At 66.0% G+C, this 22,542-nt stretch carries 23 protein-coding genes and 1 tRNA gene; 6 read left to right on the forward strand and 18 right to left on the reverse strand.

The window, feature by feature from the left end; all coding sequences use genetic code 11:
• Positions 1–44: 44 nt before the first annotated feature.
• Positions 45–836, reverse strand: a complete 792-nt coding sequence (locus E3O47_RS03605) for an SDR family oxidoreductase (RefSeq protein ID WP_241986075.1) — start codon at positions 834–836, stop codon at positions 45–47.
• 116 nt (positions 837–952) lie between these two features.
• On the opposite strand from E3O47_RS03605, the gene E3O47_RS03610 reads away from it, so the two are divergent.
• The 4 genes from E3O47_RS03610 to E3O47_RS03625 all read left to right on the forward strand — a co-directional run bounded on the left by E3O47_RS03610 (position 953) and on the right by E3O47_RS03625 (position 3,609).
• On the forward strand, positions 953–1,423 hold the full coding sequence (locus E3O47_RS03610) for an NfeD family protein (RefSeq protein ID WP_174720217.1): 471 nt from the start codon (positions 953–955) through the stop codon (positions 1,421–1,423).
• The gene (locus tag E3O47_RS03615; RefSeq protein WP_134419522.1) at positions 1,423–2,403 is read left to right on the forward strand and encodes an SPFH domain-containing protein; all 981 of its coding nucleotides are present in this window, start codon (positions 1,423–1,425) and stop codon (positions 2,401–2,403) included. Before E3O47_RS03610 ends, E3O47_RS03615 begins: the two co-directional genes overlap by 1 nt.
• A gap of 6 nt (positions 2,404–2,409) precedes the next feature.
• Positions 2,410–3,153 (forward strand): glycerophosphodiester phosphodiesterase family protein, encoded by a 744-nt coding sequence (locus E3O47_RS03620; protein WP_134419523.1) that lies wholly within the window; start codon positions 2,410–2,412, stop codon positions 3,151–3,153.
• Between the two features lie 90 nt (positions 3,154–3,243).
• The gene (locus tag E3O47_RS03625) at positions 3,244–3,609 is read left to right on the forward strand and encodes an RNA polymerase-binding protein RbpA (protein WP_104102069.1); all 366 of its coding nucleotides are present in this window, start codon (positions 3,244–3,246) and stop codon (positions 3,607–3,609) included.
• 29 nt (positions 3,610–3,638) lie between these two features.
• On the opposite strand, the gene lnt is transcribed toward E3O47_RS03625, so the two are convergent.
• From lnt to E3O47_RS03675, 10 genes are all read right to left on the reverse strand, one after another.
• Positions 3,639–5,189 (reverse strand): apolipoprotein N-acyltransferase, encoded by a 1,551-nt coding sequence (gene lnt, locus E3O47_RS03630; protein ID WP_241986077.1) that lies wholly within the window; start codon positions 5,187–5,189, stop codon positions 3,639–3,641.
• Between the two features lie 9 nt (positions 5,190–5,198).
• On the reverse strand, positions 5,199–7,652 hold the full coding sequence (locus E3O47_RS03635) for a DEAD/DEAH box helicase (protein ID WP_134419524.1): 2,454 nt from the start codon (positions 7,650–7,652) through the stop codon (positions 5,199–5,201).
• Between the two features lie 9 nt (positions 7,653–7,661).
• A complete protein-coding gene (tatC, locus tag E3O47_RS03640; protein ID WP_104102077.1) occupies positions 7,662–8,414 on the reverse strand; it encodes a twin-arginine translocase subunit TatC in 753 nt (250 codons plus the stop codon).
• 47 nt (positions 8,415–8,461) lie between these two features.
• Complete coding sequence (gene tatA, locus E3O47_RS16775; protein WP_104102079.1) at positions 8,462–8,683, reverse strand: twin-arginine translocase TatA/TatE family subunit; 222 nt, start codon at positions 8,681–8,683, stop codon at positions 8,462–8,464.
• Positions 8,676–9,023 carry a hypothetical protein gene (locus E3O47_RS03650; protein ID WP_134419526.1) on the reverse strand — a complete coding sequence of 116 codons (348 nt, stop codon included), beginning with the start codon at positions 9,021–9,023 and terminating at the stop codon, positions 8,676–8,678. The genes tatA and E3O47_RS03650 overlap by 8 nt, the downstream gene beginning before the upstream one ends.
• Entirely contained in the window at positions 9,024–10,019 is a 996-nt protein-coding gene (locus E3O47_RS03655; RefSeq protein ID WP_104102085.1) for a WYL domain-containing protein, read from the reverse strand.
• Complete coding sequence (locus E3O47_RS03660; protein ID WP_241986079.1) at positions 10,016–11,077, reverse strand: WYL domain-containing protein; 1,062 nt, start codon at positions 11,075–11,077, stop codon at positions 10,016–10,018. The genes E3O47_RS03655 and E3O47_RS03660 overlap by 4 nt, the downstream gene beginning before the upstream one ends.
• Before the next feature lie 34 nt (positions 11,078–11,111).
• Positions 11,112–12,080: an FKBP-type peptidyl-prolyl cis-trans isomerase gene (locus E3O47_RS03665; protein ID WP_104102087.1), complete on the reverse strand. Its 969-nt coding sequence runs from the start codon at positions 12,078–12,080 to the stop codon at positions 11,112–11,114.
• Positions 12,081–12,159: 79 nt separating this feature from the next.
• Positions 12,160–13,191: a tRNA (adenine-N1)-methyltransferase gene (locus E3O47_RS03670; protein ID WP_134419527.1), complete on the reverse strand. Its 1,032-nt coding sequence runs from the start codon at positions 13,189–13,191 to the stop codon at positions 12,160–12,162.
• Positions 13,192–13,217: 26 nt separating this feature from the next.
• Complete coding sequence (locus E3O47_RS03675) at positions 13,218–13,928, reverse strand: HAD family phosphatase (RefSeq protein WP_255453077.1); 711 nt, start codon at positions 13,926–13,928, stop codon at positions 13,218–13,220.
• A gap of 91 nt (positions 13,929–14,019) precedes the next feature.
• Here E3O47_RS03675 and E3O47_RS03680 point away from each other — a divergent pair, with 91 nt between their 5' ends.
• The gene (locus E3O47_RS03680; RefSeq protein WP_241986081.1) at positions 14,020–14,964 is read left to right on the forward strand and encodes a PAC2 family protein; all 945 of its coding nucleotides are present in this window, start codon (positions 14,020–14,022) and stop codon (positions 14,962–14,964) included.
• Here E3O47_RS03680 and mshC read toward each other — a convergent pair.
• The 3 genes from mshC to E3O47_RS03695 are packed head-to-tail and all read right to left on the reverse strand — an operon-like array spanning position 14,961 to position 18,453.
• Positions 14,961–16,241, reverse strand: a complete 1,281-nt coding sequence (gene mshC / locus E3O47_RS03685; protein ID WP_134419529.1) for a cysteine--1-D-myo-inosityl 2-amino-2-deoxy-alpha-D-glucopyranoside ligase — start codon at positions 16,239–16,241, stop codon at positions 14,961–14,963. The two genes, E3O47_RS03680 and mshC, sit on opposite strands and share 4 nt — an antisense overlap.
• Before the next feature lie 13 nt (positions 16,242–16,254).
• Positions 16,255–17,109, reverse strand: coding sequence for an undecaprenyl-diphosphate phosphatase (locus E3O47_RS03690; protein WP_134373750.1), 855 nt, complete (start codon positions 17,107–17,109; stop codon positions 16,255–16,257).
• 18 nt (positions 17,110–17,127) lie between these two features.
• Complete coding sequence (locus tag E3O47_RS03695; RefSeq protein WP_134419530.1) at positions 17,128–18,453, reverse strand: M20/M25/M40 family metallo-hydrolase; 1,326 nt, start codon at positions 18,451–18,453, stop codon at positions 17,128–17,130.
• A gap of 116 nt (positions 18,454–18,569) precedes the next feature.
• Here E3O47_RS03695 and E3O47_RS03700 point away from each other — a divergent pair.
• Positions 18,570–18,652: transfer RNA gene (locus tag E3O47_RS03700), tRNA-Leu, on the forward strand.
• Between the two features lie 502 nt (positions 18,653–19,154).
• Here E3O47_RS03700 and E3O47_RS03705 read toward each other — a convergent pair.
• From E3O47_RS03705 to E3O47_RS03720, 4 genes are all read right to left on the reverse strand, one after another.
• Positions 19,155–19,463: a hypothetical protein gene (locus E3O47_RS03705; protein WP_134419531.1), complete on the reverse strand. Its 309-nt coding sequence runs from the start codon at positions 19,461–19,463 to the stop codon at positions 19,155–19,157.
• Between the two features lie 398 nt (positions 19,464–19,861).
• Entirely contained in the window at positions 19,862–20,362 is a 501-nt protein-coding gene (locus tag E3O47_RS03710) for a CarD family transcriptional regulator (RefSeq protein WP_104102105.1), read from the reverse strand.
• A 134-nt stretch (positions 20,363–20,496) separates the two neighbouring features.
• On the reverse strand, positions 20,497–21,522 hold the full coding sequence (locus E3O47_RS03715; protein ID WP_104102107.1) for an agmatine deiminase family protein: 1,026 nt from the start codon (positions 21,520–21,522) through the stop codon (positions 20,497–20,499).
• Complete coding sequence (locus tag E3O47_RS03720) at positions 21,519–22,511, reverse strand: nitrilase-related carbon-nitrogen hydrolase (protein WP_134419533.1); 993 nt, start codon at positions 22,509–22,511, stop codon at positions 21,519–21,521. The genes E3O47_RS03715 and E3O47_RS03720 overlap by 4 nt, the downstream gene beginning before the upstream one ends.
• Between the last annotated feature and the right edge of the window lie 31 nt (positions 22,512–22,542).

The following is a 22,542-nucleotide window of genomic DNA, read 5'->3' on the forward strand; positions in this document are numbered from 1 at the left end:
CGCACGGCATTCGCCAGGCCGCACTGCACGTGCTGCCCGCGACGTCAGTTTAGACTGGCGGCTTCGCCGACGTAGTCCGCGATGTCCCCGACGTACCTGGTGTTGTTCTCCGGCACGGCCTCGACGGCCGCCAACGCAACCTCGACGCCGAATTCGCTGACGTTGTACAGCCGGCCGGCGGCATCCTTACGCGCGGTCATGGTGCCCGGGCTGGCTCGCTCGAGCAGGACGGCGGTGACCGTGCCCTCAATGATGTCGCCGGAGACAACGACGAAACCGATGCCGGCCTCGGCAAACTCGGGGATGAGGGCGCGCAGTGCGTCCTCGCCGGCGCGCTTGCTCCGGGCGACCGGCTCGTATTCGGCCATGGTGGTCGTGGTCTCGACAAAGTGGGCCTGGTGGCTGGTGACGAACACCACGCGGGCACCCGGAGCGAGCAAGGGCCGTGCCGCGTGCAGCAGGTTGACCTGGGCGTCCCGGTTCAGCTGCATGGCGTAATCCTCGGCCATGCCGCTTTCCATGCCACCGGAGGCGTTCATGACGAGGATGTCGAGGCCGCCGAACTCCGCACGGATGGTTTCGAACATGGACTCGACGGATGCAGCATCCGTCAGATCTGCGCCGACCGTGATTGCCGTGCCACCTGCGGCGCGGATCGCATCGGCGACCTTGATCGCCCGTGCCTCCTTGTTACGGAAGTTGATCGCGACGCTGGCGCCCGCCTCGGCGAGGAGGCCGACGGTGGCCGCTCCGACACCACGGGACGACCCCGTGACCAGGGCGCGTTTGCCGATGAGAGAGCCGGCGTCGAGGGGATTTTTGGGTGCAGTAGTCACAACGCCCAACCCTACCAACATGAGCGGCGGGACTCAGCCTCGGCCAGTCTCGACTCCGGCCAACGAGCAGGTGATAGCTTCGATAGGGAAACGTCACGTGAGAGGCTCCAAAATTGATGGCTGACCTGACCGACTACTTGTGGATCGTGTGGCTCGTCTTCATCCTCGTCTGCGTGATCATCGAGCTGCTGTCGCTCGAGTTCACCTTTCTGATGATTGCTGTCGGAAGCCTGGCCGGCCTGGGGGCGAACCTGCTGGGAGCCGTGTGGTGGCTCCAGATCGTCACGGCCGCCGTGGTATCCGTGCTCCTCATCCTGCTCATACGCCCGGTTCTCCTGCGGCTGATGAGGAAGGGTGCCGATCACACACCGAGCAATGTCGCCGCACTGCTCGGCATGACCGCACAAGTACTGTCCACCGTTCGCCCCTCGGGTGGAATGGTCAAACTGGCCAACGGCGAAACCTGGACAGCCCGCCTCTCCCCCGACACCGACACGCAATCCGCCGAACCCGGTGAGATTGTTCGCGTGACCGCGATCGAAGGCTCCACCGCCGTCGTTCATCCCTCGGAAAGGAACATCACATAGTGCTCTCCACCGGTGAATTCATTGGGCAAATCTTCATTGCCGCCCTCCTCTTGGTACTCGGGGTGTTCGTCGTCGTCGTTCTAGTCCGGGCCATCAAGATCATCCCGCAGGCCAACGCCGGCGTCGTCGAGCGTCTGGGCAAGTATCACAAGACGCTCGAGCCGGGCCTGAACATCCTGGTTCCCTTCATCGACCGGGTGCGACCCTTGTTGGACATGCGCGAACAGGTCGTTTCCTTCCCCCCGCAGCCGGTGATCACGGAGGACAATCTCGTGGTGTCCATTGACACCGTGGTCTATTTTCAGGTCACGGATGCACGTGCCGCCACCTACGAAATCGCGAATTACCTGGGCGCGGTCGAGCAGCTCACGACGACGACCCTGCGCAATGTGGTCGGTGGCCTCAACCTTGAAGAGGCGCTGACCAGCCGCGACAATATCAACGGGCAACTACGGATCGTGCTGGACGAGGCGACCGGCAAGTGGGGTATCCGAGTCGGACGGGTGGAGCTGAAGGCGATCGACCCGCCCCTGTCCATCCAGGATTCGATGGAGAAGCAGATGCGCGCCGAGCGTGACCGCCGCGCGGTCATCCTGACCGCCGAGGGCACGAAGCAGTCGGCGATTCTGACGGCCGAGGGAGCTCGGCAGGCCGCCATCCTGTCGGCGGAGGGTGACGCGAAGGCAGCCGTTCTGCGCGCCCAGGGTGAGGCGGAGGCCATCACCACGGTATTCAGGGCGATCCACGACGGTGACCCGGATCCGAAGCTCCTGGCCTATCAGTACCTTCTGACCCTCCCCAAGCTCGCGGAGGGCAGTGCGAACAAGTTGTGGATCGTGCCCAGCGAACTCACCGCCGCGATGAACGGCATCGGGGCGGCGTTCGGCCATGCCGTCGGCGGCTCGGCCGCCCCCGCGCAGACCGCGCAGACCGGGCAGGCCGGGCCGGCCGGCCGGTCCCCCGCCGTCCCGGAGGCGTAGGCGGCGATGTACCTCGAGGGGGTCGGGCCGCGCGTTTTCGCCCATCGCGGCCTCTCCCTTGATGCACCGGAGAACACCCTGCTGGCGTTCCGGCACGCGCTCGCGGTCGGCGCGACCCACATCGAGACGGATGTCCACGCCACGGACGACGGAATCGCCGTGCTCAGCCACGACGCTGAACACGATGTGGCCGGAACCCGCATCCGCCTCGATCAGCTCACCATGGGCGAGCTGCGCCGGGTCGGACTCGGTCAGGGGCAATCCTTCGCGTCCCTTCGCGAGGGACTTGACGTCTTCCCGGAGGCCCGGTTCAACATCGACGTCAAATCATTGGCCGCCGTCGAGGCCACGGCCGCGGCGGTCCGGGACGCCGGCGCCATCGACCGGGTGCTGATCACCTCTTTCTCCGAGAACCGCCGTCGCCGCACGGCTGCGCTGCTCCCCGGGGTGGCCACATCGGCATCCGCGTCGGTCTTGATGCGCGCCGTTTTGGCCGCCGAACTGGGCCTTGCCGCTCCGGTTCGGCACTCCCTGAGGAACTTTGCCGCCGTGCAGGTGCCGGAGTCGGTTCGTTTCCTTCGCATCCTCACTCCCCGCTTCATTCGCGGCATACACGCGGCCGAGGTGGAGGTGCATGTCTGGACCATCAACGATGCGGAGTCCATGATCCGGCTCCTGGACCTCGGTGTCGACGGGATCGTCACCGACCGGTGCGACCTGGCCGTGGCGATCATCGCGGCGCGAGCCTGAGAGTTCGCTCCGAGAAGTCACATAACGGAAAGATAACGTCCAGCTTGATGGTTTATACCTAGAAGTTGTATCGCGAGAGGAGACCATACGATGGCGGATCGCAGTTTGCGTGGCATGAGGTTAGGCGCACAAAGCCTTCAGAGCGAAGAGGGCGTAACCTTTTCACCACGAGTTAGTCACACGTATCTGTGTGCGACGTGCGCACGGGAGACGGTCATGATCTTCTCGGCAGAGGCGGAAGCTCCTGACGAATGGGAATGTCGCTTCTGTTCACAGACAGCAACCCGGTTGGTTGACTCCAAACCGGTGATAGTGGACCATTCCGACGAGAAAGTACCGCGTACGCATTGGGACATGCTCCTGGAGCGACGCACCCGCGCCGAGCTCGAGGAACTCCTTGAGGAACGGCTGACGTTCCTGCGGGAGCGTCGCGGCCAGCAGAAGATCGGCGCCTGATCGGCCCTTTTTCGCGCTGCCTGAACTGATCAGGATCGCACGCTACGCGCCCGATTCCAACGGGCGCGTAGCGTGTTACGAGAGCACAGTACAAACCCGGCAAGGCCGAGGCCGCACACCAGCCACTCGATTACCCGTCCCGCAGCCATCGCCGGGGTGACCGTGTCGCTCAGGGGAACTGACTGCACCATCGCTCCGGGCAGCCAGGTCGGCAGACTGTCGAGCGTGGCACCATCCGGCGTGATGATGGCGCTGGTGCCCACGGTGGAGATATTCACGACCGTGCGCCCGGCTTCGATGGCTCGGAGTCGTGCGATGGCCAACTGCTGCACGCTCTCGTCGGTGCGGCCGAAGTCGGCGTTGTTCGTCTGGGCAAGGATGATCTCGGCTTTGTCGTCGACCATTTCCTGAACGAGCTGGTCGTCGGCGATATCGAAGCAGATGGCGAGTCCCGCCACGATCCCGTTGATGTCGAAAACGTTGTCCCGGGTGCCGATGGAGTAGTCGCGCGCGACCAGGTCGATCAGCTCGGGAGCAAATGGCCGCCAGAACGCACGGTCCGGCATGTACTCCGCGAAGGGCACCGGATGCACCTTGTCGTAGATGTCGACGGCGCCCTCTCCCTCCTGCCACAGCAGAGAACTGTTGTAGATCTTGTTGTTCCGCTGCGTTATCGCTCCCGCGATGATCGGGACGCCCATCCGGTGGCTGAGGAAGTCCAGGTTCTTGGCGGCATCCGCTGAACGAAGGGGGTCGATGTCGCTGGCGTTCTCCGGCCACACGACGAAGTCGACCTCCTCGTCGATGACGGCCAAGGTCGCCGAAGTGTGGTCCGCCAGGATCTGCCCCGGTGAGTAGCGCGCGAACAGACCGGCATCCGATGCACCCTGGATGGCAGCCAGACGCACCTCCCCCGTCTGTACCGTCGGCCAGGCCGGTACGACCAATACGACCGCGATCGCCCCTGCGGCAATGCCTGAGCGCACGGTGAGTCGCACCGGGGTTTCGCGGAGCAACTGCAGAGCCAGGGCGCAAAGCCAGACCAGGACGAAGCTGAGCCCCGACATGCCGACCCAGGCCACCAGTGAATTGAACGGGCTCTCGGACTGGGAGATGGCCACCCTGCCCCAAGCGAATCCGCCATACGGCCATACCGAGGCGAGTGCTTCCCGCGCCGTCCACAGCCCAGCCACGACCACCGGCACCACGCCGAGGCGGCCCAGGCTGGTCGGCCACACCCGCGGCCCCGTTTCGAGCACGACACCGATCAGCGCCAGGCTGATACAGAAGAATATGGTTTGCAAGCCGGCCAGTGCCAGCCAGGGCACAGGTCCGAGATAGAGCGTCAGCCAGCTGATGTGAATCAACCAGAACGCTGATCCGGCCACCAACCCGATGAGCAGGCCGGACCAGAAACCACGCCCCAGTAAGGCGAAGAGCATCAGGAAGACTCCGACCAGGGCCAGAATCCACCACGACCGATCGGGAAACCCGGCGTCCAGGATCGCGCCGGCCGCCGCGGCGAGCAGCATAGCGGCCGGCAACGGGAGGGCCAATGGCCGAAGGGTCCCCGAGATCACGTCATCAGCCTAGGCGACTGACGAGTAGGCCACGATCCCACGGCGGATCGCATCCATGGCCTTGCGAGCGGTGCGGCCGACGGGGTCGTCGGCCACGACCGAGAGCTGATCCAGAAGGTCGATGGTCTGCTTCGTCCAGCGCACGAAGTCGCCCGCCGCCATCTCGGCCTCATCCAGGACGTCGATGAGCGAACCGGCTCGCGCCCACTTCCATATCGCCAGGCTGAGTCCCACCGCGAGGGGGTTGCTGCCGGGAAGCTTGTGATCGCGTTCGAGATCATCGAGGCGGCTCCACAACTCCTGGGTCTCGTGCAGGGCCTCGCGGAAGGCGCCCTTGGGCAGGTAGCGTTCGTCGATCAAACCCTCTTCGCGGCGGGGTTCGAAAACGAGAGCGCAGGCCATGGCGGCGAGACCCGCCGGGTCGAGGTCGTTCCACAGGCCCCGGCGCAGCGATTCCGCTACCAGGAGGTCACGGTCCGCGTAGATGCGCCGCAGGATCAGGCCGCTCGGGCTGAGCGTGACCGTGCCGTCGGGGTTCTCGAGGAGATAGCCGTAGCCCACGAGAACTTCGGTCACCCGGTCGAAGACGCGTGCGACGGCGCCGGTGCGTGTCGTAATCTGCTGGGTGAGGGTATCCGTGTCTCGCCTCAGCGTCCACCAGCGCCGTGCCCACCGTGCGTGCTGCTCGCGCTCAGGGCAGCTATGGCACGGATGCTCGCGCATGCGCTTACGCAGGCTGCCGAGTTCGCGCTGGCGGCGCTCGCGCGCCGCACGGGCGCCGGTCTCCCCCGCCGCATTTTGGCGCTCGACGTCGGTGAGATTGCGACGGATGGCGGAGTATTCGGTGAAGTCGCCCAGGTGGCAGACCATGGATTGTGCGAACCCGGTCAGTGACTCTTCCTGTTGGCGCACTCTGCGTGCCAGGTCGACGACCGCCCGATCGGCCTGGAACTGGGCAAACGAGGACTCGAGGACCTCACGCGTGCGTTCCCGACCGAACTGGTCGATCAGGTTGACGGCCATGTTGTAGGTCGGCTTAAAGCTGGAATTGAGCGGGTAGGTGCGTCGAGACGCGAGTGACGCCACCGTCTGAGGGTCGAGTCCGGAAGCCCACTGGATCACCGAGTGGCCCTCGATGTCAATGCCGCGCCGCCCGGCCCGACCGGTCAGCTGGGTGTACTCCCCCGGGGTGACCGGCACTCTCGCCTCGCCGTTGAACTTCTCGAGCTTGTCGAGCACCACCGTACGGGCCGGCATGTTGATGCCGAGCGCCAGGGTTTCCGTGGCGAAGACGGCCTTTAGGAGCTTCTTCTGAAACAGCTCCTCGACGACCTCCTTGAACGCCGGAAGCAGCCCGGCGTGGTGGGCGGCGACACCCCGCTCGAGGCCGTCGAGCCACTCGAAGTAGCCGAGCACGCCGAGGTCTTCGTCGAGCAGCGTACGGCAGCGCATGTCGACGATCTGCCGGATCTCCTCGCGCTCCTGAGCGTCGGTCAAGCGCACGCCGGCCCGCAGTACCTGGCGGACCGCCTGGTCGCAGCCGACTCGGCTGAAGATGAAGAAGATCGCCGGGAGCAGGTGTTTGCCCTCGAGCAGCCGCACGATGTCGGAGCGGTCCATCCGCCCCGGTTCGAAACCGCCACGCGGCTGGGTCCCCCGGCCGCGGTCGCGGTCGCCGCCCCGGCGTCCGTTCGCCGAGCGGACGCCGGGTGCGCGCCCGCCCGACTGGGCCAGCCGCACCAGCTCCGGGTTCACCCGGTGGGTCCCGGCCAGGCCGGCTGCGTCAAAGAGGTCGATCATTTTGCTCTTGACCAGCACATGTTGTTCGAGCGGAACCGGCCGCTCTTCGGAGACGATGACATCCGTTTCGCCGCGGACGGCCTGCAGCCAGTCGCCGAATTCTTCGGCGTTTGAGACCGTGGCGCTGAGCGAGACCAGACGTACGTCCTGGGGCAGATGGATGATGACCTCTTCCCAGACGGCACCGCGGAACCGGTCGGCCAGGAAGTGGACCTCGTCCAACACGACGAAGGCAAGGTTTGTGAGGAGGTCCGAATCGGCGTAGAGCATGTTGCGCAGCACTTCGGTCGTCATGACCACGATGCGGGCCTGCGGGTTCACGTTCGTGTCGCCGGTGAGCAGGCCCACGGCATCCGCCCCGTATTCTGCGACGAGTTCCTGAAACTTTTGATTGCTCAGCGCCTTCATCGGGGCGGTGTAGAAGACCTTCTTCCGTGAGCTCTGCATTGCCAGATAGATCGCGAACTCGGCGATCAGGGTTTTGCCGGCACCCGTGGGCGCGGCCACAAGCACGCTGTTACCGTCCTCGAGAGACGCGCAAGCGGCCAGCTGGAAGGGATCCAGTCCGAAGCGGAGCCCGGTGCGGAATGACTCCAGGCGGGGCCGGCCGGCGCGGGCTCGGGAGGCGGCATAGCGTTCCGCGGGCGATTCAAGGTTGGTCATCGGGTGCGCTCAGAGCGCCAACTCCTGTTCGAGGGAACGGGCGCGGCGGGCGGCACGTCGATCGTGGAGGAACGCGATTCCATAGGCGGCGAAGTAAAGCAGGACCATAGGGATGGCAAGAAGGAACATCGAGATCACGTCGGCAGCGGGGGTGGCGATCGCGGTAAACAGCGTGATCAACAGGACGGCGATCCGCCAGGATTTGATGATCGACTGAGCACTGATCACTCCGGCCAGGTTGAGCAGAACGATGAAGACGGGGAGCACGAATGCCACACCGATCGCGATCATGAGCTTCAACACGAAATCGAGGTAACTTTGCGCGACGATGAGAGCGGCGTCTTCCTTGGGTGCGAAACTCGTCATCAGTCCGACGATGTTCGGCAGGACGAACCATCCCGCGGCGCAGCCCGCCAGGAACAGCGGAATGGCGGTGAAGAGGAAGCCGAAGGTGTACTGCTTTTCGATGCGGGTGAGGCCGGGAACCAGGAACGCGAAGATCTGGAAGAGCCAGACCGGGCTGGACACGACGAGCCCCACGTAGAAGGCGATCTTCAACTTCAGGTCAAAGGCACTAGTGATGTCTGGGTAGTTCAGCTGAGCCGTGCGGTCCTGCGCCTCGATGATGGCGTAGATCGGCTCGCGCAGGGCGTCCCACACGAAATCGGACAGGAACCAGCCGACGATCGCACCAACCAGTATTCCTGCCGCAGCGAGGAAGAGACGCTTGCGCAGCTCTAGCAGATGTTGCCCCAGCGACATTTTTCCATCAGTGGCCGTGCGCCGAGGGATTCGCCCCGCCACGGGACTTACGATTTCGTCGTCGGATCGGCTGTGCCGGCGGCCTTCGAAGAGTCGTCAGCGCTGCCAGTGGTTTCGGCGTCTTCTTTATCGCTCTTGATCTCGTTCTTGAAAATCTTCATGGACTGCCCGAGGCTGCGGGCGAGGCCGGGAAGCTTGGGCGCACCGAACAGAAGCAGAACGATGACGAGGATGATCAGGAAGTGCCATCCGGTCAGGTTGTTAAGCATCAGTATCTGTCCTCTGGGTCAATGGGCGAGTTATAAACAGTTTACCTCTGGCGATCAAGGAATCCCGCCGCCGCTGTCGACGTTGCGCCCGGTCACGCTGAACCAGTTCGAGAGCGCGGTAGAGGTCGGCGGGCTTTGTGAAGACGGCCGGTTGGAACCGGTCCGACGGCGGCATCTCCTGTCCCCGGGTGACGTCAGCGACAAGATCGCCGAGTTCTTGAAGGGCCTCCAGTGTGGCCATGACCTTCTTGAACAGGGCGAATCCGAACCAGGCCAGCATCGCGAGCAGGCCGAGCACCAGGCCGATCCAGATCAGTGCCCACGACCACCACGGCATCATCTACTCCCCCGCGTCTGTCGGTTCGGACTCGTCGTAGCGGGCCACGCCGGCGGCCGCCCACTCGCGCACGACCGCGCGCGCCTCGGCCGGGTCAACCACTTCCACGACTCCGGCGAGGCCGGTGACGAGGCGTTTGAGGCCGTGATAGTGAGCCACTTTGAGTGTCCTCCGCACGCGGTCCCCGTGTGCGCCGGGGGCGCCGTATGGTGCGTAGTCTGCGAGCAGCGGAACGGCAGACGTCGGGAGTTCAACCGTCACATCCTGGTCGGACGCGGAGCCCTCGAAGAGGGTCTCGGTCGGCACAGCATCGGCGGACCGGGGGTTGGTCGGCACGTCGGTCACGTGCAGATCGCTCATTCGGTCGAGGCGAAAGGTGCGGGCCGCTTCGCGGAGGTGGCACCAGCCGCGCAGGTACCAGTCCCGGTCCACAGACTGGATGCGCCACGGGTCGACCCGGCGCAGTTCATTCTCGCCGCGGGCATTCAGGTAGTCGAACTCGATCTGTACTCCGCCGCGGACCGCGGCTTGCACGACCGCAATGCTGCTGCGGGCATCCGTGCCGGAGACGGCAACTTGGCTGGGAGCCGCTGAGGCGCTGCGGGTGAGTTTCGCCATCAGCGACGCGATCGCGTCGACGTCGGCATTCTCCGGTAGCGACGACAGGTATTGAAGGCCGGCGATCAGCGCGGCGGCTTCTCGGGCGGAGAAGCGCGGCGAGTCGTCGATGGCCACGAGGTGGGTGAGCACGATGAGGTCGTTCGTTTCGAACTCGTCCCAATGGATATCGAACAGGTCGCCGTGCAGGTACTGGCGGGTTTCCCCGGGGATGCCGGAAACCGCGATGAGATTGACCGCGTCCCGCACCCGGTCAGGCGACACCCCGAAGTGCGCGGCGACGTCGGTCACGCTGATGCGGTCATGGTCCATCAGGAAGGGAACCAACGCCAGGAGGAAGGTCAGCTTGTCGGATGCTCCGAGTGCCGGACCGCCGTTCATTCGTCGGCCGCCGTCGTGGTATCCGGGTGCGCATTCAGATCGAAATCGGTGTGGGCATCCCGCACGGTGATCAGGCGGGACCGGACCGCCGTGCGCAGGGCCGCGGGCGAGTGCACCAGAACCTCCGGGCCGTAGCCGGCGAGCTCGTCGGCGAACACGTTGAGATCGGTGAAGTTCAGGTGGAGAGCGGATGCGTCCGCGTTCGTTCGAATCTCTCCCGGGGCGACTCGTTTCGACAGTCTCACCGCGGCATCGCTGCCCGGCCGGGCGGCGATCACGGCGATGTTGGCGGTCCACAGCGCCTCGAGCTCGCTGAGCGCTTCCTGCCCCTGACCGTCACCGTGCGCCACGAACGAGGCTCCGGGGACCGTCACCACCGGGCCCACGATCCGGGAGAGCAGGTACGTGCGGGTTGCCGCAGCATCCTGGTCGGTGCCGAACAGGTGCCATCGTCCGTCGTGCAACACCATGGCGCGGGGCTCGACCTGACGGCGGTGCGCCGCCGCCTCGCCGGGCTTCAGATAGAGGAATGCCACAACCTGACCGCGATCCATTGCCTTGCTGAGCGGTTCGAAGGACGCCTCCCGCACGCGCAGGGACGGCGAGTAACCGAGCACGGGATCGCTCGAGTCGATGCCCAGCGCATGCAGTTTAGTCATCGCACGCCTGGACTCCGCAGACAGGGAGCCCTCCCGCCAGACCGTCGCGGCAAGCTTCAGCAACATGAGCTCGTCCGGACTGAAAGTCACGTCCACCGGAAGCTCGTAGAGTCCCTTGGGGATGCGGTAGCGCAAATGGTGGTTGCTCCCGGGATCGTCCGGCGGCTCAACCACCTCGAGCGGAATGCCCAGTTCGCGGATGTCGTCTTTGTCTCGTTCGAACTGCCGCTCCAGGCTCGCGTTGTCTCCGCCGGGGAGATAGCGCTGGCGGTACCCCTGCACGGTGGACAGAATATCGGCCTTGGTCAACCCGACTTCCGTTGCGATAAGCGCAAGTACCAGGCTGAACAGGCGTTCTTCTACCGAAACACGGCTGTTCTTTTCAATGGTGGACGGCACGCTGCGAGTCTATCCGCCGCTTGCAGGCCGAGACTTAGTTCACGCCGAGGATATCGACGACGAACACGAGCGTTGAGCCTGCGGGGATCTTCTGCGAGGCCTCATCACCATAAGCCTGATCGGCCGGGATGACGGCGATGACCTGCGAACCGACAGTCTGCCCGATGATGGCCTGGGCGAACCCGGGGATCAGCCCGCCCTCGGTCTTCGAACCGTCCACGATCAGGAACTCGGCCGGTTTCCCGGTCTGCCAGCTGGAATCGAAGACCGTGTTCTCGTTCCAGAGCACGCCCGTGTAGTGCAGGGTCGCAGTGTCGCCTTCCGCGACCTGCTCGCCATCGCCCTTCTTGAGGACGCCGATCTGCAGCTCGGTCGGCGGCTCACTCGACGGAATGGTGAGGCCGGGGGTTCCATCAGTCGCAAGGACAACGGACGGAAGCCCGCTCGCGACCGACTGGTTGGCGCCGTTGGCCCGGAGCAGGTTGGCTCGCACGACGTCGATCACGAAGACCAGCGAGTCGTCGGCGCCGATGCCACTGTTGGGGTCTCCGCCGGCCGGACCGAGCCCGTCGTCCGGGGAGACGATGAGAGCCAGCCGGGATCCGACCTGGGCGCACTCCAGGCCCATCGCCAGGCCCGGGAGCGACTGTTCGTCGTCCAGGACGATGCTGGCCTGGTTAACCCCGTCGTACTCGCCCGCGCTGATCAACGCACCCGTCGTACCGTTGTAGAGGCTGAGGTCGAGCTTGACCAGCTGATCCGGGACGAGACCGGCACCCGTGCCGGCGATGATCTCACTGGCCTGGGTGGAGTCCGTCTTCAACGGGGTCGGGAAGTCCACCGTCGGCGCGGAGCCGAATTCGCCCGACACCGACACGAGCTTCGACGCTGCCCCCTTCGTGACCGGCGCCTGGCAGTCTGCGGCGTCCACGGGGGTGCTGCAGCCGGTGAGGACCGCGACCAGCAGGCCAGCGGAAGCGATGAGTGCAGGAGCTCTACGCACGGGATCTCATTTCAGTGTGGGGCAGGTGATTATGCGGGACAGGGGCAAATTCGGGGCCGGATGACAGGCCGAAACAATCCTAACGGGCGTTGGGTGCGAGGTCGTCGGGTTCGCCCGCGTCGAGCCCGCGAGCCTTCGAGATGGCCGCGCCTGTCTCGGCCATCCGCACGCGCTTGCGCATGACCTTCGAGCTGACACTGCGTTCGCCGAGGGCGCCCGGCGTCCAGGCCTCCACATCGGCATCGGAGAAGTCGGTCTTCGACGGACGGCGCTTCAATTCGGGAAGAATCGTGTCCGGGGCGAGACGGCGGGCCGTGATCAGGAAACCCGTGTGCCCGATCATCCGGTGATCGGGCCGCACGGCGAGACCCTCGACGTGCCACCCGCGAACCATGGTCTCGTTCGAGTCCGGGTTCGTGTAGAAAGCGGTCGCACGAATGGCCTCGGCCACCCGCGAGAGTTGGGTCACCGTGGCCACGTAGCAGAGCAGCACTCCGCCTGGCTTGAGCGCGTCCGAAACAGAGCGCAGGCACTCCCAGGGCGCGAGCATGTCGAGCACGACCCGGTCCACGCTCTGGGCCGGCATCGTGTCGGGGAGGGTATCGGCGAGGTCGCCGAGCGTGATGCTCCAGTTGGCGGGATCAGACCCGAGAAAGGTCGCGATATTGTCACGGGCGACATCCGCGAACTCGCTGCGGCGTTCGAATGAGGCCAGCCTCCCGGCGGGGCCGATGGCGCGCAGCAGCCAGAGCGACAGGGCGCCGGAACCGACGCCGGCCTCCACCACAGTCGCCCCCGGGAAGATATCGGCCTGCGCGATGATCTGGGCGGCGTCCTTGGGATAGATGATGGCAGCGCCTCGCGGCATCGACATCACGAAGTCGTTCAGCAACGGCCGCAAGGCGAGGTGCTCCACGCCGACGTTGTTCGTGACGACCGAGCCGTCCGGGACACCGATGACGTCATCGTGCGCCAGGATTCCCCGGTGGGTGTGGAAGACCTTGCCTGGTTCCAGGGTGATCGTGTTCAGTTTGTTCTTGGGTCCGGTCAGCTGTACCCGGTCGCCGATCCGGAAGGGTCCACTGTTTTGGATGACCTGATTGTCGCTCATGCGTGCGTTACGTCCTTGCTCTCGGGTCAGTGTGGGTCGGTCGGGGCCGGCTTGCGGCCGAGGGATCCGCGACGGGCGGTGTACAGCGAGGTGAAACCGTGCAGAGTGCGACCGGCGAGGGTCGGCCAGAGCTCGTAGTGCGCACTCTCGGGCAGGGAGACCATGTGCGGGACGCCGACGACGACGGCCCCGGATGCCACGGCGGCCGCGATGCCCGGAATGGAGTCCTCGACCGCGATGCAGTGCTCGGGGTCGACGCCGAGCAGCCCGGCAGCCGTCAGGTACGCCTCTGGATGCGGCTTGCTGTTCGTGACCATATCGCCGGCGATAATGGTGTCGAAGGCGGTGAATCCGACAAGTTCGGCGATCTGTCGTGCCATCCGCTGCTGTGACATGGTGACCAGCGCCATGGGGACGCCGGCGGTCTTGAGCTCGGCGAGCAGCTCGAGCGCGCCGGGCCGCCATGGGGCACCGCAGGTTCTCAGGAGTTCCTGGACACGGCTGGTGAGCCGGTGCACGATGGCGTCGCCGGCCAGATCGACGCCCCGATCCTGCAGGATGACCGCGGAACCCTCGAGGCCGGAGCCGACCAGCAGCATGGCGTCGCTGTGGGACCAGACGCCGCCGAAGGACTCGACCAGTTCCGTCTCGGCCCGCATCCAGTACGGCTCGGAGTCCACGATGGTGCCGTCCATGTCCCAGAGCACGGCCGCAGGCAGGGGGGAATTGATTCGGATCGCGTTCACGGAGTTCAAGTGTAGGGGGCACCGCCTATCCTTGATGGATGGTGCGCCGTGCGGGGCACCCCGTCGAAAGAGGTTTCGGACAGTGACAGAGGCTAATGGGTTCCTCAACGGTCGCCTCCTGGTGGTGGCGTTCGAGGGTTGGAACGACGCCGGCGAGGCGGCGACCGGCGCCGTGGGCACCCTGAAGGATCTGCTGGATGTATCCCCGGTCGCGGAGATCGACCCAGAGATCTACTTCGACTATCAGTTCAACCGGCCCACCATTTCGGCCGGCGGCGAAGACGGCCGGCGCAAACTGGAGTGGCCGGGTGCGGTACTCTACGGACCGACGACCCCCGCCAAGGCCGGGGCTCCCCTGGCCGACGACGCCCAGCTGCGCGTCAGCGGCACGAACGCCGGAAACATCTATCTGCTCCTTGGAACGGAACCGTCCCGCAGCTGGAAGGGATTCGCCGCAGAGATTCTCGACGCCGCCCTCGCCGCGGATGTCGGCGGCATCGTCTTCCTCGGGGCGATGCTGGCCGACGTTCCTCACACCCGGCCTATCTCCATCTTCGTCTCCAGCGACAACCCGCAGGTACGAGCCGAACTTCAGGTTGAGCGCAGCACCTACGAAGGCCCCGTCGGCATCCTGAGCGTGCTCGCGATCGCCGCGGAGGAGGTCGGCATTCCGACCCTGTCGATCTGGGCGTCCGTCCCCCACTACGTGCACAATGCGCCGTCGCCGAAGGCGATGCTGGCACTGATCGACAAGCTTGAGGAGATCATCGATGTCGTCATCCCGCGCGGCGACCTGGTGAGCGAGGCCGATGAATGGCAAAGCGGCATCGACACGCTGGCGGCCGAGGACGACGAGATGGCGGCCTATATCGGGCAGCTCGAACAGGCTCGCGACACGGTCGATTCCCCGGAGGCCAGCGGCGAAGCGATCGCCCAAGAATTCGAGAAATACCTGCGCAAGCGCGGCGATGGCCGGGACGGCCCCGGCGAGGGGCGCCCGCCGACCGACTCGCCCCGCCAGCCCTAAAGAGCCACGCCGAGCAGCGCGTCGACCGCGCGGGCCAGCAGTGCCGGATCGTCGACTCTGTCGGAGTCGGCTGCGGCGGCATCCACGACCGCCAGCGCGCTCGGGGTGTCGAGGTCGGCGGCGAGGGCGGCCCGCATCCGTTCGATGACCGCGTGCGTGTCGAGGGTTCCGGCCGTGCCCGCTGTCCCGAAGGCGGCGGTCCAGGTCGCGAGGCGGGCCACCGCCGCCCGAAGGTGCGCGTTCGTCCACTCCCAATCGGCGCGGTAGTGCTGGTCGAGCAGGGCCAGGCGGATTGCTCGCGGGTCGGTTCCCGCGGTGCGCAGTTTGGACACGAGCACCAGATTTCCGAGCGACTTGCTCATCTTCTCGCCCTGATAGGCCACCATGCCGGTGTGGCTGTAGACGCCGGCCAGCGGATGCCCGGATAGGGCGGCCGCGTGCCCCGCACTCATGTCGTGGTGCGGGAAGATCAGATCGCTGCCGCCGCCCTGCACCGTGAAGTCCGTGCCGAGTTCCTTCAGTGCGATGACCGAACACTCAATGTGCCAGCCCGGACGGCCGGCGCCGACGCGCGACGCCCAGGACGGTTCCCCGGGGCGGGCCGAGCGCCAGAGCAGCGGGTCGAGGACGTCCCGCTTGCCGGGACGGGCCGGGTCTCCCCCGCGTTCGGAGAACAGGGTGAGCATGGCCTCGGCGTCGAGATTGCTCTCGTCGCCGAGCGTCCACGAGGTCGCGCGCTGCGCGGCCTCAATGTCGAAGTAGATGTCGGAACCGGCGGCCGCCGTCGGCTCGGGCGCGCCTACGGCGGCCGCGTCCACGGGGACCGGGTACGCGAGGCCGGCATCCCAGAGCTGGGCCACGGCATCCGCAATCTCGTCGATGACCTCGGTGACGGCGACATAGTCGTTCGGCGGGATGATCCCCAGTGCCTCCATGTCGGTGCGGAAGAGGTTCACCTGCGACTCGGCGAGAACCTCCCAGTCGACGCCGGTGGCGGCGGCTCGCTCGAGGAGCGGGTCGTCGACATCCGTCACGTTCTGGGCGTAGTGCACCCGATAGCCGCCGTCCAGCCAGACCCGCTGCAGAGTGTCGAAGGCCAGGTAGGTGGCCGCATGGCCGAGGTGCGTGGCGTCGTAGGGGGTGATCCCACACACGTACAGCCGGGCGACGTCAGTGGGTTTGGCCTCGATCAGGGCCGCGGTGGCGGTATCGTGCAGCCAGGGTGCGCCGGACTGACCGGGGAGTTGCGGAATTTCGGGTCGTCGCCAGGCACGCATCCTCCCAGCCTAACTAGGCGGAGATGGTGTTCGTCACCAGCAGGCCGATCAGCACAAGGCCGAGCACGATGCGGTAGATCACGAACGGCAGGAAGCTACGTCTGGAGATATAGCTCATGAAGAACTTGATCACGAACAGGGCGACGACGAAGCCGATGACCGTGGCCGCCAGGGTGTCCCACGGGCCGAAAATCTCCGGGGTGCAGTTTGTCGCACCCTCCAGGCACGGCTTGACGATCGATTTGTACACCTGGAACAGCCCGCTGCCGAGAACGGCCGGGATGGCGAGCAGGAAAGCGTAGCGGGCGGCGGCGGCGCGCTCGTACCCCATGAACAGGCCGGCGGTGATCGTGCCTCCCGAGCGGGATACGCCGGGGATCAACGCGAGGGCTTGGGCGAAGCCATAGACGATGCCATGGGGCACGGTGAGGTCGCCCAGCCGGCGGCGCTTGGCCCCGACGTAGTCGGCGATGCCGAGCAGGAGGCCGAAGCCGATCAGCACGCTGGCGGTAATCCACAGGTTGCGGAGCGAGGACTCGATCTGGTCCTGGAAGAGCAGGCCGAGCGCCACGATGGGCAGCGATCCGAGGATGATCAGCCAGCCCATCCGCGCGTCCGGGTCGGCGCGCGGAACCTTGCCGACGAGGGACTTGGACCACTGCCCGATGATGCGCACGATATCGCGCCAGAAGTAGATCACCACGGCAGCCTCGGTACCGATCTGGATGATCGCGGTGAAGCGGGCTCCCGGGTCACCTCCGGTTCCTAGGAATTCCCCGACGATACGGATGTGGGCGCTGGAGGAGACCGGAAGGAATTCGGTGAGTCCCTGCACGAGTCCCAGGATGAGTGCGTCGATGAAGTTCACGAAATGCCCTTTTGCTGTTCAGTAGTTCGAGAGCAGGTCGGTCAGGACCTGCCTGCCAAACACTAACGCGTCGAGAGGCACCCGTTCGTCGACCCCGTGGAACATCGCCGGGAAATCGAGGTCGGCGGGGAGCTTGAGCGGGGCAAAACCGTAACCCTTGATCCCGAGGGTGCTGAGGGCCTTGTTGTCCGTGCCGGCGGAGAGCAGGTAGGGCAGCACCGGAGCGCCCGGATCGTGTCGGCCAAGGGTCTCGACGACCGCGTCGACGAGGGGCCCGCCGAATTCTGTTTCGAGACCGATGTCGCGGTGCATGACCACGATCTCGATGTCGGGGCCGACCAGCGCGGCCACTTCGGCGAGTACGGAATCCTCGTCGCCGGGCAGGGTGCGGATGTCGATGAGCGCCTCTGCCCGGTCCGGGATGACGTTGTGCTTGTACCCGGCGTGCAGAACGGTGGGATTGGTCGTGGTGCGCAGGCTCGCTTGGATGAAGCCCGAAGCCGTGCCAGTGGCGAGGGCCAGCTCGTCGGGACCAACACGTTGGGGGTCGACGTCGAGCACCCGTGCCAGCTCCGCCAACAGCTGGGTGGTGGTCTCGGTCAGACGGATCGGCCACTCGCGTCGGCCGACCTTGGCGACAGCCTCGGCGAGCCGGGTCACGGCGTTGCTACGGATCAGCCGGGACCCGTGGGCCGCCTCGCCCCGCGCCACAAGCTTGATCCAGATCAGCGCCTTCTCGCCCGTCTGGAGCAGGTAGGCACGCTGACCGCCGAGCGTGATCGAGTAGCCCCCGACCTCGCTGATGGCCTCGGTGGCGCCCTGGAAGAGCTCCGGACGGGTGTCGACGAGGTAGTGCGAGCCGAGCACTCCCCCGGCCTCCTCGTCGGCGAAGAACGCCACGATCAGTTCACGGGCCGGTTCCTGGCCGGAGCCGAGGATGTTTTGGAGCGACGCGAGCATCATGGCGTCCATGTTCTTCATGTCAACGGCTCCGCGGCCCCACAGGAGGCCGTCCTTGATCACGCCGGCGAACGGGTCCACCGACCAGGCCTCCGGGTCAGCGGGAACGACGTCGAGGTGGCCGTGGACCACCAGCGCCCCGCGGCTGCTGTCACGACCCGGAACGCGCACGACGACACTCGTGCGGCCCGGTTCTGAATCGAACAGCTGCGGGGCGAGGCCGAGAGACCGCAGGTTCGCCTCGACGTACTCGGCGGCATCCGTTTCGCCGTTCGAACGGCCCTCGCCATAGTTGGTCGTGTCGAAACGGATGAGGTCGCGAGCGATCGTGGCCGTGAGGTCCAGTGCAGCGTCGGCCGGTGTGTTGTCAGCAAAGGAAAGCATGCGTGTCACGCTACCGGGCCTCGCCGCCGGCGGGCGACGGTGGGCGCGGCTGGAGGGCCTCGAAATCCGTGCTAGATTACTTATTCGGCGGCCGGGAACGGCCGCTGGAACACTCGGCCCGGGTGGCGGAATGGCAGACGCGCTAGCTTGAGGTGCTAGTGCCCTTATGGGCGTGGGGGTTCAAGTCCCCCCTCGGGCACAAAAATTAGATTCGGATCATTCCGACTCGTCATTTGGAAATAGGTCGCGACAACCGATACCGGTTGCGCGGCCTATTTTTTTATGGTCGAACGTGTCTCCGGCCGGAACGCAGTCTCCTCGCCATCACCCCGTATCGGAGGTCCGCCGGCGGCAGCCTCACCGCCGACATGCTCGGCGCCGCCCGCTTTCCCCGCAGGCGAGCGCCACTGAAGGACTGGTTGATGCCACCTACTGTCAACCGGTCATCGGGCCCTCTCCCGTGCGCGCCTAGATCGCACACCTCATGCCGGCGATCCTCGACGGGACCGTCGATCCCGGAGGGTCTTCGACCGCACGGTGAACCTCGACGCATCCCCCGTCGCCAACCGTGACGGGGGCAACCGCGAAGCCCTCACGATCATGATGGCCATCTGACCGGCCGCGTCGCGGCCAGAGGTCAGCGCCCAAGGGAAGATCGTAGGGGCTGTGCTCGCAGTTGCCCGAGGTCGCGGCTAGGCAGCCTATTCCTCAAACGTCACGTTGCCGCGGCAGGCTTCGCCCGGGCTGGGCACCAGATCCTTGAAGCCGTGGCTGACGAACCGCCCGTAGCTCTGCACGCGCCCGTCCGTGACGAAGTCGTCGTTGAATTGGGGCGGCTGGTTTTCCTCAGCATCGGGGAGGTCCCGGCCCGAATAGGCGCACGCCGAACTCGCGTTCGTTGCGCCCGGGACCGGACTGCCATTGCCACTGGTCTCGCCAGCCTGAGCCGAAGTGGCGCCGACGAAAACAAGTACGAGTGCGACAACGCACCCCAGTACCATGCGTTTCATGAGTAATCCTCTCAACAAGGGACGACCCGCCTGGCATCGGGTGAGCCAGCGTCCCGCCCCACCTTTGCGGAAGATACTCCTCGGTGGCTATCTGGACAACGGGCGTAAGACACATTCGGAGAGCCATCCATGACCGCGCGAACCGCTCGTTCCCCTCAGGCAGGCCAAGAGCCGCAGCCGCATCCGCATCCGACTTCGAGGAGTCGGTCGACGGACTTCGGCCGCAATTTCTCGGCCAGGAGCCGGTATTAGTTCTCCTGCACCTCGTCAGGGATGTACCGGGTCGCGGAAAGCACGGGCGGAGGTAAATCATCGACGGCCCGAGCACCCACTCGTGGAAGGCATCCGACACGTCGTCGTGTCGGTGGATCGCTTGGGCGTCGAACCGCCGCGCGGGGCTAGACCGCTTCGGTGAGGGCTCCGGAGAGAACCTCGTCCAAAGCCAGGACGGTGTCTTCCGGCGATGTGCCGAGCGCCAGCGCCAGCTCAGACTCGAGGAGTTGACGGGACTTGGCGAGCATCCGCTTCTCACCGGCGGACACGCCGCCGTCCTGTTCGCGGCGCCACAGGTCCCGGACGACTTCGGCGACGCGCGTCACGCTGTCACTCGCCATCTTCTCTTGATTCGCTTTGAACCGGCGGCTCCAGTTCGTTGCTTCCTCCGTGAACGGCTCGCGTAGAACCTTGTAGACCTCTTCCAGCCCAGCGGCATCGATGACGTCACGCACTCCAACAAGCCCCGCATTCGCGATGGGAAGTTGGATTGTGAGCTGCGACGAATGCACGCGCAGCGTCATCGCCGGCTGGGCGACGCCCTTCAGCGTTATGGTGGAGAGCTCGGTAAGGGTGACCGCACCGTGGTGCGGATAGACGAGGGTTTCCCCAACGATGAACTTCAAACTGACTCGATTCAGATCGTGCTGCATGCGGCGTCCTGGTGGCGCCGACTAGCCGAATTCCCGGCGGCCAACCTGTCAATCGTGCCACAGTCCCCTGAACGTTCACCTTGCGGCAGCAAGCGTGGCGCGGCGTACTACCCGGCCGATGGCTGCTGCTGGGTGATGCAGTGGATGCCGCCGCCGCGCGCGAACAACGGCCGCGCCTCGACCGACACGACCGTTCGGCCCGGATAAGCCGCGGCCAGGATCTCCCGGGCGACCTGGTCGGCCCGTTCCTCGCCGAAGCCGCAGGCGATCACGCCGCCGTTGACGACGAGGTGGTTGACGTAGTTGTAGTCCACGAAGCCGTCCTCGTCCGTGAGTGCGGCCGGTGCCGGCAGGTCGACGATGGTGAACGGCCGGCCCGCCGCATCCGTCTCCTCGGCGAGAACGGCGCGGAGCTGCCTGGTCACGGCATAGTCCGGGTGGGCCGGGTCGTTCTGCGCGTGTATCAACACCGTTCCGGGCGACGGGAGGGCGGCCACCATATCGACATGGCCGCGGGTTCCGTAGCGCTGCTGGTCCCGGCTCAGGCCGCGCGGCAGCCAGACCAGGCGGGTGGCGCCGAGGGTACGGGCGAACTCGGCCTCGATCCTCGCCCGGTCGACGTAGGGGTTCCGGCCCGGATCCAGTTGAACGGTCTGCGTGGCCAGCACCGTTCCCGCGCCGTCGACGTGAATGCCACCGCCCTCGTTCACGAGCACCGAGGAGATCGCACTCGCGCCAGAGGCGGCGGTGACGAGCCTGCCTACCTCCATGTCTTTGCCCCAGCGCGCCCAATCCTGGGCACCCCAACCGTTGAATGCCCAGTCCACCGCCCCCAGCTGCCCGTCATCACCCAGCACGAAGGACGGGCCGATGTCGCGCATCCAGGCGTCGTCAAGTGGTGCCTCGATGATTTCGATCTCCGCGGAGAGGTACCGCCGAGCGGTCGCCACCTCGGCCGGGTCGACGACCATGGTGACGGGTTCGAATTCGAGGACCGCGTGGGCAACCGCGGTCCAGGTGCCGCGCGCCTCGTCGGCGGAATACGCATCCGTGCCGAGCGTGTAGCCGTCCACCGGGAATGCCATCCAGACCCGGTCCTGCGGCGCGGTCTCCGCCGGCATCAGCCAGGTCACGAATCCCCCGACGTCACCATCGCACCGAACGGATGAGCCGGGTCGACCGGCGTGGTCAGCCCCGCATAGCTGTCCGGCCGTCGGGTGGCCAGGAAGGGAAACAGCGTGAGCCACTCCTCCCGTTGTGCCAGGTCGAGGTCGGCAACCAGCACCGCGGACTCGTCACGGGGAGCCTGCACGAGCACACGACCGTAGGGGTCAGAGATGAAAGAGGAGCCGTAAAAGGTCAGGTCGCCCTCGTCGCCGTGGCGATTGGGCACCACCATGAAGAGGCCGCTGGTGATCCCGTTGGCCACGATCACCTGCCGCCAGAGCGGTTGGGTGTCGAACGCGGGGAAGCCGGGCTCCGAGCCGATCGCCGTGGGGTAGACCAGCAGCTGGGCGCCACCGAGGCCGTACAGCCGCGACACCTCGGGGAACCATTCGTCCCAGCAGGTGGGCAGCCCGATCCGGGCACCGCCCAGTTCCTCCGGCGCGTAGACGGGATACGCGTCCTCGGCTGGGCCCGGTCGGAACCAGGTGTCCTCGTAGTAGCCCTCGGTGACCGGGATGTGCAGTTTGCGCGTGCGACCGAGCAGCCGACCGGTCGGCGAGACCAGGATGGCCGTGTTGTAACCACGCGGGTCCTCCGGTGCATCCTCTGCGTCCGGTCTCTCGTAGAGGGAGGCGTGCACGACGACGCCGTGCAATTTGGCCTGCTCAGCCGCGAAGGCGAAGGTCGGTCCGGTCAGCAGGTCCTCGGCCGTCAGCTTCGGCACACCCTGTGCCCGTGCGTTGCCGGGGTATTTGCGCAGCGTCAGCTCGGGCAGGAAGGCGACGCGGGCACCCTGATCGGAGGCCAGACGGATGCCCTCGGCCAGCTCCGCGCGCAGCGTGTTTTCGTCGACGTGCCAGCGGTGCTGCACGAGCCCAACCCGGAGCGGCGGCCGGGCCTCGCCCGACGTGCGGGTCAGCGGTTCGGCGATGCCGGGCGCGTTGATCACGAGCATGACGAGACCTCCCTGCGGAATAATTGATCAC

The sequence above is a fragment of the Cryobacterium sp. TMT2-17-1 genome, assembly GCF_004402765.1.
GTDB lineage: Bacteria > Actinomycetota > Actinomycetes > Actinomycetales > Microbacteriaceae > Cryobacterium > Cryobacterium sandaracinum.

Bases quoted from the DNA above. Each gene is read 5' to 3' on its own strand.
- E3O47_RS03610 (WP_174720217.1), top strand. From the start codon at position 953: ATGGCTGACCTGACCGACTACTTGTGGATCGTGTGGCTCGTCTTCATC.
- E3O47_RS03620 (WP_134419523.1), top strand. From the start codon at position 2,410: ATGTACCTCGAGGGGGTCGGGCCGCGCGTTTTCGCCCATCGCGGCCTC.
- E3O47_RS03625 (WP_104102069.1), top strand. From the start codon at position 3,244: ATGGCGGATCGCAGTTTGCGTGGCATGAGGTTAGGCGCACAAAGCCTT.
- E3O47_RS03635 (WP_134419524.1), bottom strand. From the start codon at position 7,652: ATGACCAACCTTGAATCGCCCGCGGAACGCTATGCCGCCTCCCGAGCC.
- tatC (WP_104102077.1), bottom strand. From the start codon at position 8,414: ATGTCGCTGGGGCAACATCTGCTAGAGCTGCGCAAGCGTCTCTTCCTC.
- tatA (WP_104102079.1), bottom strand. From the start codon at position 8,683: ATGCTTAACAACCTGACCGGATGGCACTTCCTGATCATCCTCGTCATC.
- E3O47_RS03650 (WP_134419526.1), bottom strand. From the start codon at position 9,023: ATGATGCCGTGGTGGTCGTGGGCACTGATCTGGATCGGCCTGGTGCTC.
- E3O47_RS03655 (WP_104102085.1), bottom strand. From the start codon at position 10,019: ATGAACGGCGGTCCGGCACTCGGAGCATCCGACAAGCTGACCTTCCTC.
- E3O47_RS03670 (WP_134419527.1), bottom strand. From the start codon at position 13,191: ATGAGCGACAATCAGGTCATCCAAAACAGTGGACCCTTCCGGATCGGC.
- mshC (WP_134419529.1), bottom strand. From the start codon at position 16,241: ATGCGTGCCTGGCGACGACCCGAAATTCCGCAACTCCCCGGTCAGTCC.
- E3O47_RS03695 (WP_134419530.1), bottom strand. From the start codon at position 18,453: ATGCTTTCCTTTGCTGACAACACACCGGCCGACGCTGCACTGGACCTC.
- E3O47_RS03705 (WP_134419531.1), bottom strand. From the start codon at position 19,463: ATGAAACGCATGGTACTGGGGTGCGTTGTCGCACTCGTACTTGTTTTC.
- E3O47_RS03720 (WP_134419533.1), bottom strand. From the start codon at position 22,511: ATGCTCGTGATCAACGCGCCCGGCATCGCCGAACCGCTGACCCGCACG.